Origin of the sequence: Micromonospora sp. NPDC047134 (assembly GCF_040643455.1) — a bacterium.
Taxonomy (GTDB): Bacteria; Actinomycetota; Actinomycetes; order Mycobacteriales; family Micromonosporaceae; genus Micromonospora.
Genome location: NZ_JBEYUI010000003.1, coordinates 258,108 through 272,204 on the forward strand (window position 1 = coordinate 258,108; position 14,097 = coordinate 272,204).

The 14,097-nt window shown below is 70.8% G+C and carries 13 protein-coding genes, 1 pseudogene and 1 riboswitch; of the genes and pseudogenes, 6 read left to right on the forward strand and 8 right to left on the reverse strand.

Annotated features, from left to right (window positions below):
• Positions 1-15: 15 nt before the first annotated feature.
• Both paaB and paaA read right to left on the reverse strand, forming a co-directional pair.
• On the reverse strand, positions 16-303 hold the full coding sequence (gene paaB, locus ABZ795_RS06375) for a 1,2-phenylacetyl-CoA epoxidase subunit PaaB (RefSeq protein ID WP_357529395.1): 288 nt from the start codon (positions 301-303) through the stop codon (positions 16-18).
• Positions 300-1,355 carry a 1,2-phenylacetyl-CoA epoxidase subunit PaaA gene (gene paaA, locus ABZ795_RS06380; protein ID WP_357529397.1) on the reverse strand — a complete coding sequence of 352 codons (1,056 nt, stop codon included), beginning with the start codon at positions 1,353-1,355 and terminating at the stop codon, positions 300-302. The genes paaB and paaA overlap by 4 nt, the downstream gene beginning before the upstream one ends.
• A 366-nt stretch (positions 1,356-1,721) precedes the next feature.
• Between paaA and ABZ795_RS06385 the strand changes: the two genes are divergently transcribed.
• The gene (locus ABZ795_RS06385; RefSeq protein ID WP_357529399.1) at positions 1,722-2,699 is read left to right on the forward strand and encodes a hypothetical protein; all 978 of its coding nucleotides are present in this window, start codon (positions 1,722-1,724) and stop codon (positions 2,697-2,699) included.
• Positions 2,699-3,643, forward strand: a complete 945-nt coding sequence (locus tag ABZ795_RS06390; RefSeq protein ID WP_357529401.1) for a hypothetical protein — start codon at positions 2,699-2,701, stop codon at positions 3,641-3,643. Before ABZ795_RS06385 ends, ABZ795_RS06390 begins: the two co-directional genes overlap by 1 nt.
• A gap of 136 nt (positions 3,644-3,779) precedes the next feature.
• On the opposite strand, the gene ABZ795_RS06395 is transcribed toward ABZ795_RS06390, so the two are convergent.
• Genes ABZ795_RS06395 through ABZ795_RS06405 form a run of 3 tightly spaced genes read right to left on the reverse strand, consistent with a single transcriptional unit; the run spans position 3,780 to position 6,583 of the window.
• Entirely contained in the window at positions 3,780-4,631 is an 852-nt protein-coding gene (locus ABZ795_RS06395; RefSeq protein ID WP_327023246.1) for a menaquinone biosynthesis protein, read from the reverse strand.
• 33 nt (positions 4,632-4,664) lie between these two features.
• Positions 4,665-5,960, reverse strand: a complete 1,296-nt coding sequence (locus ABZ795_RS06400) for an MFS transporter (protein ID WP_357529403.1) — start codon at positions 5,958-5,960, stop codon at positions 4,665-4,667.
• Between the two features lie 41 nt (positions 5,961-6,001).
• Positions 6,002-6,583 (reverse strand): helix-turn-helix domain-containing protein, encoded by a 582-nt coding sequence (locus tag ABZ795_RS06405; RefSeq protein WP_327023248.1) that lies wholly within the window; start codon positions 6,581-6,583, stop codon positions 6,002-6,004.
• Between the two features lie 181 nt (positions 6,584-6,764).
• Between ABZ795_RS06405 and ABZ795_RS06410 the strand changes: the two genes are divergently transcribed.
• The 4 genes and pseudogenes from ABZ795_RS06410 (at position 6,765) to ABZ795_RS06425 (ending at position 10,910) form a co-directional block, all read left to right on the forward strand.
• Positions 6,765-8,900: an AAA family ATPase gene (locus ABZ795_RS06410; RefSeq protein WP_357529405.1), complete on the forward strand. Its 2,136-nt coding sequence runs from the start codon at positions 6,765-6,767 to the stop codon at positions 8,898-8,900.
• 124 nt (positions 8,901-9,024) lie between these two features.
• Positions 9,025-9,453, forward strand: a pseudogene (locus tag ABZ795_RS06415) (ATP-binding cassette domain-containing protein); the annotation flags it as partial.
• 72 nt (positions 9,454-9,525) lie between these two features.
• Positions 9,526-10,038, forward strand: a complete 513-nt coding sequence (locus ABZ795_RS06420; protein ID WP_357529679.1) for an ABC transporter permease — start codon at positions 9,526-9,528, stop codon at positions 10,036-10,038.
• Positions 10,039-10,139: 101 nt separating this feature from the next.
• Entirely contained in the window at positions 10,140-10,910 is a 771-nt protein-coding gene (locus ABZ795_RS06425) for a VOC family protein (RefSeq protein ID WP_357529407.1), read from the forward strand.
• Positions 10,911-10,982: 72 nt separating this feature from the next.
• Here ABZ795_RS06425 and ABZ795_RS06430 read toward each other — a convergent pair whose 3' ends face one another.
• Genes ABZ795_RS06430 through ABZ795_RS06440 form a run of 3 tightly spaced genes read right to left on the reverse strand, consistent with a single transcriptional unit; the run spans position 10,983 to position 13,845 of the window.
• Positions 10,983-11,792 carry an ABC transporter ATP-binding protein gene (locus ABZ795_RS06430; protein ID WP_357529409.1) on the reverse strand — a complete coding sequence of 270 codons (810 nt, stop codon included), beginning with the start codon at positions 11,790-11,792 and terminating at the stop codon, positions 10,983-10,985.
• Positions 11,789-12,877, reverse strand: coding sequence for an iron ABC transporter permease (locus tag ABZ795_RS06435; RefSeq protein WP_327023254.1), 1,089 nt, complete (start codon positions 12,875-12,877; stop codon positions 11,789-11,791). Before ABZ795_RS06435 ends, ABZ795_RS06430 begins: the two co-directional genes overlap by 4 nt.
• Before the next feature lie 32 nt (positions 12,878-12,909).
• Positions 12,910-13,845, reverse strand: coding sequence for an ABC transporter substrate-binding protein (locus ABZ795_RS06440; RefSeq protein WP_357529412.1), 936 nt, complete (start codon positions 13,843-13,845; stop codon positions 12,910-12,912).
• Positions 13,846-13,957: 112 nt separating this feature from the next.
• Positions 13,958-14,020, reverse strand: a riboswitch (cobalamin riboswitch).
• Positions 14,021-14,097: the final 77 nt, after the last annotated feature.

Genomic DNA, 14,097 nt, shown 5'->3' on the forward strand with positions numbered 1-14,097 from the left:
GCTCACTCCTCGCGCTCACAGGTGGGCCACCCCTTCAGGCACCTCATAGAAGGTGGGGTGGCGGTAGACCTTGTCGGCCGCCGGGTCGAAGAAGGCGTCCTTCTCGTCCGGGCTGGAGGCGGTGATCGCGCCGGCCGGCACCACCCAGATGGACACCCCTTCCTGGCGGCGGGTGTAGAGATCACGGGCGTTGCGCAGGGCCAACTCGGCGTCGGGGGCGTGCAGGCTGCCCACGTGGGTGTGCGCCAACCCGCGCCGGGCCCGTACGAAGACCTCCCACAGGGGGGTGGTGTGCTGGCTCATGCCGCGACCTTCTCCTTGCTTGCCTGCTTGGCCGCGTACGCCGCGGCGGCCTCACGTACCCAGGCGCCCTCGGTGTGGGCGCGACGCCGGTGTTCCATCCGCTGCCGGTTGCACGGCCCGTCGCCGGAGATGACCCGCATCAGCTCGGCGTAGTCGGGCTGGGTGAAGTCGTACGCCTGGCGTTCTGAGTTCCAGCGCAGGTCGGGGTCGGGGATGGTCAGCCCGAGCACCTCGGCCTGGCCGACGCACATGTCCACGAAGCGCTGCCGCAGCTCGTCGTTGGAGAAGCGCTTGATCTTCCAGGCCATCGACTGGGCGGAGTGGGTGGAGTCGCCGTCCGGCGGGCCGAACATGGCCAGCGAGGGGTACCACCAGCGGTCCAGGGCGTCCTGGGCCATCGCCTTCTGGGCCGGGGTGCCGTGGGCCAGGGTGTGCAGGATCTCGTAGCCCTGGCGCTGGTGGAACGACTCCTCCTTGCAGACCCGGATCATGGCGCGGGCGTACGGGCCGTAGGAGCAGCGGCAGAGCGGGACCTGGTTGACGATCGCCGCGCCGTCCACCAGCCATCCGATGGCGCCGACGTCGGCCCAGGTGAGGGTGGGGTAGTTGAAGATCGAGCTGTACTTCTGCCGGCCTTCGAGCAGCAGTTCGACCAGCTCGTCCCGACTGATCCCCAGGGTCTCCGCGGCGGCGTAGAGGTACAGGCCGTGGCCGGCCTCGTCCTGGACCTTGGCCAGCAGGATCGCCTTGCGCTTGAGCGACGGGGCCCGGCTGATCCAGTTGCCCTCGGGCTGCATCCCGATGATCTCGGAGTGGGCGTGCTGGGCGATCTGCCGGATCAACGTCCGCCGGTACGCCTCGGGCATCCAGTCGCGCGGCTCGATCTTCTGGTCGGCGTCGATGACCTCCGCGAAGTAGGCGGCCAGGTCGACGTCCTGACCAGGGGCGCCCCGGTCTCGCTCCGCGGCGGCCCGCAGGTCCGCCTCCGCCGCCTCCACCTCGCCGAGCAGGCCGCCGGGCGGGTCCTCGCCCGGGAAGTCATTGCCATACATGCCCTAAGTGTTACAGCTGTCAGCCCAAGACACCAGAGGGTGTCATAGAAATGCGAAACCGCCGCTCGTAGCGCAATGAGCAGGATTGGTGACGCTCCGAAGACGAGACTTGACTCACAATTAGCCGATTAATCCTCGCAACCGACCTCCAACGGTTTGTTATCCCGCCTGCACAGCGCGTTGTCAGGTCTCAAAACCTGGCAAGACGCCGATCCGCACGTAGACTTCGCACGTCACACCGATCGGCTTCCAGCGATCGTCGACCAGAAACAGGGCCAAGGTCCCCCCGGCCCGGAGGCGATCCACCGCGATCAGTCCTGGCAACAAGCCGGTCCCCCCGGCCTGACATCTGGAGTTCACCCGCTCATGCGATCCCGCGTGACCATGGTGTTCGCCGTCACAGCAGTGCTGCTCGGCGGCGTCATGTTGGTACCAACCGCGTACGCCCGACTCGCCGGCGGGACCGGCGAGTCGGCGCCGGCCAGCGTCGCCGCGCCCACCCCGGAGCCCCCGCCGCCCCCGACCCTGGCGGCGGCCAAGGTCTCGGTGAACTTCAAGGGCGAGTTCTTCTCCTGGGCGCTGATGGATCGTGAATCGGGCGAGATCTCCGGCTCCAAGAACCTGGCCGCCACCAGTTCCACCGAGTCGATGCTCAAGGCCTGGATCGTCGCCGACTACCTGCGCCAACTGGGCGACAAGGAGCCGACGGCGGCCCTGAAGAAGGCGGCCAGTCTGGCCATCCGGGACAGCGACGACGACGCTACGAATCTCGTCTACCGGGCCGCCGGGGGCTCGTACGCGGTGCCGGCCGGGGGTAAGCCCGGCCCGGTGGTCAGGCGCGCGATCAGCATCTGCGGCCTCACCGACACCAAGCGCGGCAACGTGCCCGGGTACGAGGGCTGGTGGAGCTTCACCCGGATGTCCCCCCGGGACGCCGTCCGGCTCGGCGACTGCATCGCCGACGGCAAGGCCGCCGGACCCAAGTGGACCGAGTGGCTGATGACCGAGATGAGCAAGGTACGCGGCAGCACCGCGGACAAGGACCAGCGAGCACGTTCAGGCGGCGGCCGATGGGGAATTATCGATGGGCTCCCCGAGTCCATCCTCAGCCAGGGCCCGTTGAGCATCAAGAACGGCTGGACGCCGCTCAGTTATGACGGCAACTGGCACGTCAACTGTCTGGCAGTCACCGAGAAGTGGAGTCTCGCGGTAATGCTTCGCTACCCACACAGCCAAGGGCTCGACTACGGCTCCGACGTCTGCGCGAGCGTGACCGCGCAGTTGGTCACCCCCCAGCCCGGCGGCGCCCTCAAGGTGCCCCAGCAGCCGATCGGCAAGCTCTGATGGCCGCCCGGAGCCGTCGCCGCAGCCACCGCGAGGCATCGCGATTACGTCTCGCGGCCATCACCGCCGTCCTGATCGGTCTGGTCCTGGTGTCGCTGCGCCTGCTGCCCGGCTCGCCCTTCGAGTCCACTGCGGCCGCTGAGTGGGGATCGGCCTCATCGGAGGATCGGGGCAAGGATCTGACCGACCGCAAGACCAGGTCCGCCCCGCCGTCTCCCAGCCCCTCCCCCGAGCCTGAGCCCCTGCCCTTCGAGGCGAAGAGCCTCAACCTGAAGATCGAAGGCTGGTACGCCTGGAGCGTGCTGGACCGCCGCACCGGCGAGATCATCGGCTCGGACAACATGGCCGAGACCAGCACCACCGCGTCCCTGATCAAGTCCTGGATCGTCGCCGACTACCTGCGCCTCAGCGCCGACGCCGGGCAGACCCCGAGCGACGCGAAGCTGGCCGATCTCACGAAGATCATCAGGGACAGCGACAACGTACGCACCCAGACCGTGTACGAAGAGATCGACACGACCGCCTCGATCCGGCGGCTGATCTCCACCTGCGACCTGACCGACAGCAAGGTCTCCGAGGACCGCGGGTGGAGCCGTACCCAGCTCTCGCCCCGGGACGTGGCCCGGCTGGGCAACTGCATCGTCGACGGCCGGGCCGCCGGCCCCACCTGGACCAAGTGGCTGCTCAACGAGATGCGGCTGGTACGCGGTGCCGGGGACTTCGGCATCCGCAAGGCGTTCCCGACCGCCGAGGCCAAGAAGATCGCCATCAAGAACGGTTGGGTCGACCGCGAGCAGGAGCAGGAAATCCACGTCAACTGCCTGGCCATCGGTGACACCTGGACGATGGGCGTCATGCTCCGCTACGACATCGACAAGGGCTACGAATACGGCATGGCCAACTGCCAAAAGATCACCAAGGCCCTCCAAACCCCCACCCTCTAACCCTCCCCGCCGCCCTCACCCTCACGCGCCCGCACCCCCCTTTCCCCGTCGATCTTGCAATTTTGGTCGCTGATTCACGGCTTATGTCCGGAATGCGGCGACCGAAAGTGCAAGATCGCGGGAGAGAGAGGTGGGGTTAGCGGGTGAAGAAGGTGGGGCCGGTGGGGGGGAGGGCGGGGGCTTCGGCCAGGGCGGCGGCGTGGCGGGCGAACTCGCGGAGGCCGGCCACCTGGCGATCGCCCAGGGAGAAGTCCAGCGCCTGGTAGTAGGAGGCCAGGGTGGCCGCGTCGAAGGGTTCCCAGCGGGCTGCGGACTCGACTACCTGGTCGAGTTCGGCCAGGCACAGGTCACGGGAGCGCAGGAAGGCCTCGTGCACCTCCTTGACCAGTCCGGGGTGGGCGGCGGCGAAGTCGCGTCGGGCGGCCCAGACGGCGAAGACCATCGGTAGGCCGGTCCACTCCCGCCAGGCCTGACCCAGGTCGGTGACCGTCAGGCCCCGGCTCGGCGCCTCGTAGAGGGCGCGCAGGGCCACATCACCGATCAGCACCGCCGCGTCCGCCTCCAGCAGCATCTGGGTCAGATCGGGCGGGCACCGGAAGTACTCGGGCTGCACCCCGTACCGCTCGCGCAGCAGCAGTTGGGCGAGCAGCACACCAGTGCGCGAGGTCGAGCCGAGCGCCACCCGGGCCCCGTCGAGTTCGGTGAGCGGACGGGTGCTGACCAGGTTGACCGACAGCACCGGGCCGTCGCTGCCGACCGCCAGGTCGGGCAGCAGCAGGAGTTCGTCCGCGTGCCGCAGGTACTCCACCAGGGAGATCGGTCCGATGTCCAGATCACCGGCGACGAGCGCGGCGTTGAGCCGGTCCGGGGTGTCCTTGTACAGATCGACGTCCAGCAGGGCGCCGGAGCGCATCAGGCCCCAGTAGATCGGTAGGCAGTTGAGGAACTGGATGTGCCCGACCCGGGGACGGGCGACGCGCTCGATCATGCCCCGACCGTATCCCCGCCACCGGTGACCTGCTCAGCGGACCGGCGTCGAAGTGGCCAACCCCGCACCCGGCGGCCCTGCAGGCGGGGCCATCGCAGCGCAGCGGGACCGCTCGGCCCGGATCGCACGCCGGACCGGCCGGACGAAGCCGAGCAGCACCAGCAACCCGGCCACCCCGCAGCCGACGATCAGCGGCCGGGGTTCGCTCACCTCCAGCAACAGTCCGCCGATCAGGTAACCGACCATCGAAGCGCCCTGCACCGCCGCGCCCATCGCAGCGAAGGCCCGCCCACGGGCCGCCTCCGGTACCCGCCGAGCCAACAGCAGGTTGTTGAAAACGTTGTCGCCGCCGTTGCACACGCCACCGATCAGCCAGATCGGCACCAGCAGCAGCGCCACCGGCACCGTCACCGAGACCAGCACCATGAGGCAGCAGCCGCCGAGCAGGAACAGACCTGCCTGGACCAGAGCGGCGTCGTCGGCGAACCGCCGAGCCAGCCGGGCGAAGATCCAGGCACCGCAGAGCACGCCGAGGGTCCACGCCCCGGTCACCAGGCCGTAGGTAGCGGCGGAGGCCCCCAGAGTTTCCCGTACGTAGAAGACCTCGATCACATTGATCGCCCCGACCGCCGCGATCACCCCGGCCAGGGTGGCCACCATCGCCACCAGCAACGGGTCCCGGCGCAGTCGCCAGTCCGCCGTAGCACCGTCCGGCGTCCCGACGGCACCGGCAGCCCTCGGCATCGAAGGCCGGGCGCCGCCTCGACGGGTGCGGATGAGCAACCCGGCAACGACGAGCGCAAGGTAGCTCGCCGCGCCCACCAACAGCGGCACCCGACTGCCGAACCACCCGACCAGGAAGCCGGCCAGCGCCGGACCGGCGAGTATGCCCATAGTGCCGGCGGTCTGGTTGAGCGCGACCGCCCGGGGCAGGTCAGCTGGACGCACCATCGCGGGGATCAGGGCGGAGAGCACCGGCTGGGTGACCGCCAGACCGGTGGCGAGCAGTGCGATCAGGCAGACGACCAGCAGCGGATGCCGGGCGTACGCCAGGTTGAGGCAGATCACCGACTGCGCCAGGCCGGCACCGATCAGCAGGGTCCGGCTGTCCACCCGGTCGGCGAGCCGCCCGGTCAACGGGGCGAGCAGCACCAGCGGCAAGGTGGCCGCCAGCAGCACTCCGGCGACTGCGCTGCCACCGGCCCCCGCCGACTGGAGGGTCAGCGTCAGCGTGACGGCGGCGAGGAAGTCACCGCAGGTCGCGATGCCCCGGGCGGCAGTGGCCAGCCCGACGTCCGACCAGCGCGAGTCGCCAGATGTGAAAGACATACTTCGAAAATAGTGCTTCACATCTGATCGACACAAGACCCTCAGTCCAGCGGCAGCGCCTGGTACTGGATCGCCACCCGGCGGGCACCCGGCGGCGGATCGGGCCGGCTCCGCTTGCGGAACGGCCGCAGCACCTCCAGCACCGCGCGATTCACCTCCGCCAACTCCTCGGCCGTGAGCAACAGCAGCGAGTCGCTGAGCATCGCGTTCCGGTACCACTCCTCCGGCTCGTCGGGCGCCCGACGCAACCAGTCGCGGCTACGCTCCAGATTCCGAGTCAGAAAGACCTCGACAAGGCTCCGCTCGGCCTCACGCGTCGACGGGTCGGCGGCCCGACCGGCGTCGATCGCCCAGGACCGCATCGTGCTGCGCCACAACCGTTCCCGGGCATCCCCCCGGCTCGGCGCCGCCTCGACCAGCCCGAACCGGGCCAGCGCCCGGAGGTGGTAGCTGGTCGCGCTCGGGGACAGCCCCGCCACCTCGGCGCATTCGGTGGCGGTCACCGCCCCCTCGGTCGCCGCGAGATGTTCCATGATCGCGAGCCGGGCCGGGTGGGCGAGCGCACGCAACGTCTGCGGGTCGCTGATCGTCACCCGGGGCAGCTCGGGGTGGGCCTCCGTCATGCCCTCATGATCCCCGACCAGGATGAGAATTCGATTGCCGGCGTTGCTGGCTGGAGTAGGATTTCCGTTCGCCTGACGGCCGCGGTGAGCACGCACCGCAGCGGACGTCCCCGCGCCGGGCGCCGGCCATCCGCCCCGGACACGCGAGCGAGCAACCGGAATCTCCGTGAGGAATCGCATCGTGCCTGCATCCGACCTCGACGCCGATCTCAAGGCCGAACGCGAACACCTGGACATCTCCCGCACGGCGTTACGCCGGATGCGGGAACGCGCCGAGGCGCTCTTCGCCACCGGCGACAAGGTCGCCGGGGACTCGTACACCGCGGAACAGCTCGGCCGGCACCTCGCCCGGCGGGTGGCCGAACTGGCCGACGACCCACGAACGCCGCTGTTCTTCGGCCGACTCGACTTCGGCGCCGCCCCCGCCGACCAAGCCGCCCCCGCCGACCAAGCCGGACACAACAACCCCGCCGAGCATGCCGGACAGCGCTACCACGTCGGTCGCCGGCACGTCACCGACGAGCAGGGCGAACCGCTGGTGCTGGACTGGCGGGCGCCGGTGTCCCGGGCGTTCTACCGGGCCAGCGCAAGCGACCCGCAGGGGCTGGCCGTACGGCGTCGGTTCGGATTCGACAACGGGGCGCTGACCAGCTTCGAGGACGAGCACCTGGACCGGGGCGAGGAACTCGGCACCGCCAGCCGGATCCTGACGGCCGAGATCGAACGGCCCCGGGTGGGGCCGATGCGGGACATCGTCGCCACCATCCAGCCCGAGCAGGACGAGTTGGTCCGCGCCGACCTGGCCCAGTCGATCTGCGTCCAGGGTGCCCCGGGCACCGGGAAGACCGCGGTCGGGCTGCACCGGGCCGCGTACCTGCTCTATCTGCACCGGGAGCGGCTGCGCCGGTCGAAGGTGCTGGTCGTGGGCCCTAACCGGGCCTTCCTGGCGTACATCGCGGCGGTGCTGCCGGCCCTCGGCGAGGTGGAGGTCGAACAGGCGACCGTCGAGAACCTGGTGGACCGGGTGGCTGTGCGGGCGGTGGACCCACCGGCCGTGGCGGTGCTCAAGCACGACGCCCGGATGGCCGAGGTGCTGCGTCGGGCGGTAGACGGGTACCTCGGTGAGCCGACCGAGCCGATCGTCGTCTCCGACGGCTCCTTCCGCTGGCGGATCGGCCTGGAGCCGCTGCACCGGCTGGTCCAGGAGACCCGGGCCGAGCGGTTGCCGTACGCCCTAGGCCGGGAACGGGTCCGTGCCCGGGTGGTCGGGCTGCTGCAACGGCAGGCGGAGGCCCGGCGGGCGGAGTCGCCGAGCGAGGCGTGGCTGCGCCGGATGGGTCGGTCCAAGCCCGTGACGGCCTTCCTGGACACGGTCTGGCCGGCGCTGACCCCGGACGGGCTGGTGCACGCGTTGCTCGCCGAGCCCGCCCGGCTGGCCGCGGCGGCCGACGGCCTGCTGACCCCCGCCGAGCAGGCCCTGCTGACCGGCAAGGACAGCACCTCCACAGCAGGCGACGCGCCCGGGAGCACCAGAACGCGGGCAGGCGGCGGCGGTACGCAGCTGGGGCGTACGCCGAAGGCCACCCGGTGGAGCGCCGCCGACGCGGTGTTGATCGACGAGGCGGCCGGGCTGATCGAGCGGCCGGGCAGCTACGGGCATGTGGTGGTGGACGAGGCGCAGGACCTTTCCGCCATGCAGTGCCGGGTGATCGCCCGGCGCAGCGAGCACGGTTCGCTGACCCTGCTCGGCGACCTGGCCCAGGCGACCGCGCCGTGGGCCGCCACCGACTGGCGGGTGACCCTGGGCCACCTAGGTAAGCCGGACGCGACAGTGGTGCCGTTGACCGTCGGTTTCCGGGTACCGGCCGACGTGCTCGCCTTCGCCAACCGGTTGCTGCCCTCGCTCGCCGTGGACGTACCGCCAGCCGAGTCCTTGCGCCGCGACGGGGTGCTGAGGGTGCGTACCGTGACCGATCTTCTGGGGGCGACGGTGGCCGAGGTGGGTGCGGCGCTCGCCCACGAGGGGTCGGTCGCGGTGATCGCCGCCGACGACGCGGTGGACCGGCTGGTCGCGGTGCTGGCGGCGGCCGGGATCGAGACCGCGACCGCCGCCGATGCGGGCGGTGGCCCGCGCGTCACGGTCGTCCCCGCCACCGCAGTCAAGGGCCTGGAGTACGACCACGTCGTCGTCGTCGAACCGGCCGACATCGTGGCGGCCGAGCCACGCGGGCTGCACCGGCTCTACGTGGTGCTCACCCGGGCGGTCTCCCGGATGTCGGTGCTGCACCGCGCGCCCCTGCCCGCGCCCTTGGGCTGACCGGCGGTATTGCCACCACCTGGTGAACCGAGAATGATCAAGCTCGTGGAAAGAGACATCCTCGCCCGTGCCGAGCGGGTCAGCCGCCGATACGGCGACGTCCTCGCCCTGGATCAGGTCGACCTTGAGGTACGGGCGGGCGGGTGAACTGGTCGGCCTGCTGGGGCCCAACGGCGCCGGCAAGAGCACCCTGATCAGCCTGCTGGTCGGGCTGCGGAAGCCACCTCGGGACGGGTCGAACTCAACGGCGGCGATCCGCGTGACCCGGCCAGCCGACGGCAGATCGGGGTCACCCCCCCCAGGAGACCGGGCTGCCCGGCACCCTGCGGGTCGGTGAGGTGGTCGACTTCGTCTCCGCCCACTACCCGGACCCGGTGCCGCAAGGGAGTTGCTCGACCGGTTCGGCCTGGCCGAGTTGGTGCGGCGGCAGTGCGGCGGGCTCTCCGGTGGGCAGAAACGCCGACTCGCGGTGGCCCTGGCCTTCCTCGGCCGCCCCCGGCTGGTGGTGCTCGACGAGCCGACGACCGGGCTGGACGTGGAGGCCCGACACACCCTGTGGGAGGCCATCCGGGCCTTCCACGCCGAGGGTGGAACGGTCCTGCTGAGCAGCCACTACCTGGAGGAGGTGGAGGAGCCCTGGAATCCGTACACCCGGACTCTGCCGGCCGGGTCGGCGCCGCGCTTCGCCGGGCGGATCCTGGCCGGGATGGTGCTCACCTACCTCTCCCTGGTCCCCGTGGTGGTGATCGCCGCGACCCTGACTCAGGCCCGGATCACTCCAGGGGCCTTCCTGCTGGCCCTGGCGACCGTGGCCGTGGTCTCGGTGCCGTTCACCCTGCTGGGGTTGACCATCGGGTACGCGCTGCCGAGCAAGGCGGCGATCGTGGTGGCCCAGTTGGTCTTCTTCCCGCTCGCCTTCGGTGGTGGCCTGCTCTCCGCCCCGGACCAGGCCCCCGGCTTCATCGAGGCGATCGCGCCCTTCCTGCCCACCCGGGGTGCGGTGGAGCTGATGTGGGCGGCCGTCGGGGACTACTCGGTCAACCTGCTTTCCCTGGTCATGCTCGGGGTGTGGGTGGTGGTGCTGGCCACCCTCGCCGGCTGGGCCTACCGACGGGACGAGGGTCGCCGGTTCAGCTGACCTTCTCTCGGTTTCCGGCCCGGATGCCGCGTCGGCGGTGCCACGATGCCCGAGGAGGGGTGGTCGGGCGGCGGCCACTGCGGGGTTGGAGAGGAGTGGCCGTGGCCAGCGTCCCGTCGGGCACACCGTGCTGGGCCGATCTGGCCACGCCAGGGCTGGACCGGGCCCGGGAGTTCTATCCGGAGCTGTTCGGGTGGACCGGCCAGGTGGAGCCCGCGCCGGAGGCGGGCGGGTACACGATCTTCCAGCTAGGCGGCCGGGCGGTCGCCGGGGTGGGGCCACCGGCCGTACCGGACCAGGTGCCGATCTGGTCCACCTATGTCGCCACGGACGACGCCGACCTGGTCACCGGGCGGGTGGAGCGCGCGGGCGGGCAGGTGGTCGTACCGCCGTTCGAGGTCTTCGACCGGGGTCGGATGGCGGTCTTCAGTGACCCGGCCGGGGCCGCCTTCAGCGTCTGGCAGCCGATGACCTTCTCCGGGGCCGAGGTCTTCGACGTGCCCGGGGCGATGTGCTGGACCGAGCTGGTCACCCCCGATCCCGATGGGGCCCGGATCTTCTACGAGCTGGTCTTCGGGTGGCAGCCCGAGGAGGAGCCGATGGGGCAGGTCGCCTACACCGGGTGGCGGCTAGGGGATCGGATGGTGGCCGGCATGATGCCCCCGCGCGAGGAGGCCTTCGCCCCCGACTCCCCCGCCTACTGGACCCTCTACTTCTCCGTGGCCGACGCCGACGCCACCGCGGCACGCGCCGCCGAACTCGGCGGCACCATCCTCGTCCCACCCCGCGACATCCCCGCCGGCCGCATCACCGCCCTCCGCGACCCCGACGGCGCCCTCTTCTCCCTGATCGCCCTAGCCCCACCCTCCTGACCCACCCCACCCACCCCACCCCGTTGATCATGAGCTTGGCGGCAGTTGTTGATCTCCACAATGCCGCCAACCTCATGATCGACGGGAGTCACTGGGGGTGGGGCGGGTGGGGAGGACCAGGGGGCCGTGGGGGCCGGGGATGACCTTGACGTGGGCGCGGTAGTGGTGGGAGAGCAGGTCCTCGGTGAGGACTTCGGCGGGGGTGCCGGTGGCAGCGATCCGGCCGTCGGCCAGCAGCACCATGCGGTCGGCGTACTCGCCGGCGATCGACAGGTCGTGCATGGTGGCCAGTACGGTCAGGCCCTCGGTCCGGCGCAACTGGTCGACCAGTTCCAGCACCTCCTGCTGGTGGCCGATGTCCAGGGCGCTGGTCGGCTCGTCGAGCAGCAGCAGGGTGGCGCCCTGGGCCAGGGCCCGCGCCAGAAAGACCCGTTGGCGTTCCCCGCCGGAGAGGGTCGCCAGCTCCCGGTCCCGGAAACCGGTCAGATCCAGCCGCTCCAACACCCCCTGCACGACCGCCAGGTCGGTCGCGGACTCCCGACCCAAGGGCGGAATGTACGGGGTACGGCCGAGCAGCACGTAGTCGAGCACCGCCATCCCGGGCGGTACGACCGGGGACTGGGCCACCGTGGCCACCACCCGGGCCCGGTCCCGACGACGCAGGTCGCCCAGGGGGGTACCGAACAGGCGGACCGGGTGCGGCACCGGCAGCAGGCCCGCTACGGCGCGCAGCAGGGTGGACTTGCCGGCCCCGTTCGGGCCGATCACGGTTACCCACTCGCCCGAGCGCACGGTCAGGTCGACGCCGGCGAGGATGCGCACCCCGTCCAGCTTGACCTGAAGATCACGCACCTCGACGGCGGGCGGGTCCGGCGGGGTCATGTCAGCACCCTTCGGGCGGTACGCAGCACGAGGACGAAGAACGGCCCGCCGAGCAGGGCGGTGACCACCCCGATCGGGATCTCCTGCGGCGCGGCGGCGGTCCGGGCCACCACGTCGGTCAGGGCCAGGAAGGCCCCGCCGAACAGCAGGGACAGCGGAAGGATGACCCGGTAGCTGGACCCGGCCAGCATCCGTACGGTGTGCGGCACGATGATGCCGACGAAGCCGATCAGGCCGGAGGCGGAGACCGCGGCGGCGGTGCCCAGCGAGGCGGCCGCGATCAGCAGGTACCGCGACCGTTGCGGATGCAGGCCGAGACTGGCCGCCTCGTCGTCACCGACCGAGAGCACGTCCAGTTCCCGCCGGTGCAGCAGGACGATCACACTGGTGATCAGGAAGTACGGCAGCACCAACCGGACGTCCTGCCAACCGGCCGTGGCCAGCCGCCCGAGCAGCCAGGAGTAGACGGACTGGATGCTCTCCGCGTCCCGTTGCAGCAGGTAGGTCTGCCCGGCGGACAGGAACGCGGAGACGGCCACCCCGGCCAGGATCAGCACGGCCGGGGAGCGGCTGCGTCCGCCGGCCGCACCGAGCAGATAGGTCATGATCACCGCGCCGAGCGAGCCGACGAAGGCGGCCAGGGGGATGGTCACCGGCAGCCCGCTCAGCGCCCCGCCCGCACCGACCCCACCGACCGTCAGCACCAGAGTGACCGCCAGCCCGGCCCCCGCCGCCACCCCTAGCAGGTAGGGATCGGCCAGGGGGTTGCGGAACACCCCCTGGTAGGCCCCGCCGGCCAGGGCCAGCAGCCCGCCGACCAGCAGCCCCAGCACCACCCGGGGCAGCCGCAGCTCGGTGACGATGGCGACTTCCCGTTCGGTCAGTCCACTGTCGAACTGCACCCCGGGCAGCAGGTTGAGCAGTTCCAGGGCGACACTGCCCGGGGGCAGGCTGACCGGGCCGAGGGAGACCCCGGCCACCAGGGCGACCAGCACCGCGCCGATACCGGCGGCGAGCCAGCGTTTCCGCAGGCCCGCCGGCCGGGATCCAGCTAAGGAAGGGCCCCTTTTTACCGTGTGGAGCATAGGAAGGGCCCCTTGTTAACTTCTGCCGTTCGTCACTCGGCGGCCTTGGTGGTGGCGTCCACGATGGTGCGCAGCAGGTCCACCACCCGAGGGCCCCAGCGGGAGGCGATGTCGTCGTCGAGTTCCACGATCTGGTCGTTGCGTACGGCGTTGATGTCGGCCCAGCCGCTGCGCGCCTTGACCGTCGCGGCACTCTGCTGGCAGCAGGTGACGTCGGACAGGAAGACGAAGTCCGGGTTGGCCGCGACGATCACCTCCTGGGAGAGCTGCGGGTACCCGGCGCTCCTGCCGTCGGCGTCGGAGGGGTCGGCGATGTTCTCCAGACCGGCCAGGGCGTAGATCGAGCCGATGAAGGTCTTGCTGGTGGCGGTGTACAGCTCCGGTCCCAGCTCGTGGAAGTAGGTGGGGGCCTGGATCCGGTCCGGTACCTGGGCGACGAGTTTCTCGATGTCCTCCTTCATCCGTCGCACCACCTCCGCCCCGGTGTCGGCGTTGCCGGTGAGGATGCCGAGCTCGGTGAGCTGCCGGTAGGTGTCGTCGAGGGTCTGCGCCGCCGAGGTCTGGTAGACCGGGATCTTCAGCGTGGCCAACTGGTCGACGATCTTGTTGCGGTCGTCGCTGAGCACCACCAGGTCGGGGTTCTTCGCGGCGATCGCCTCGGCGTTGGGCTGGTAGCCGGACAGGTCCGACTTCGGTGCCTCGGGCGGGTAGTTGGACTGGTCGTCGACGGCGACGACCTGCGGCCCGGCACCGACCGCGAAGAGCATCTCCGTGGCCGTCGGCGCCAGCGAGACGATCTTCTCCGGGCGCTGCTCCAGGGTCAGCGACCCTACGGTGACCGGAAAGGCACCGCTGGTCGGGCTACCACCGGCGGCCGGGGTCTCGGTGGTCTTCTCGGCGCAGGCACCGAGGGTCAGCGCGGCCAGCGCCAGGGTGGCGGCGAGCAGCCGGGGGGTACGTCTGGACATCGGTCCTCCTGTCGGTCGAGGAGATCGGTGCTTCGCCGACAGGGAGCCGAGGGCACCCGTGGGCGAGGCGCCCTTCCTCGAGAGCGCGGTTCGCGACCCGCGCCACAGGCGACCTGGCTCGTCCCCCACGGAAGGGGGCATCACAGTTGCGGGACAGCGCCGGTTTCACACCGGCTTCGCTGTGGCGGGTCGGTAGAACCGTAGCGCACGCCCCGCCGGCACCCCGTCGCACCGGGGTAACCACGCCGATCG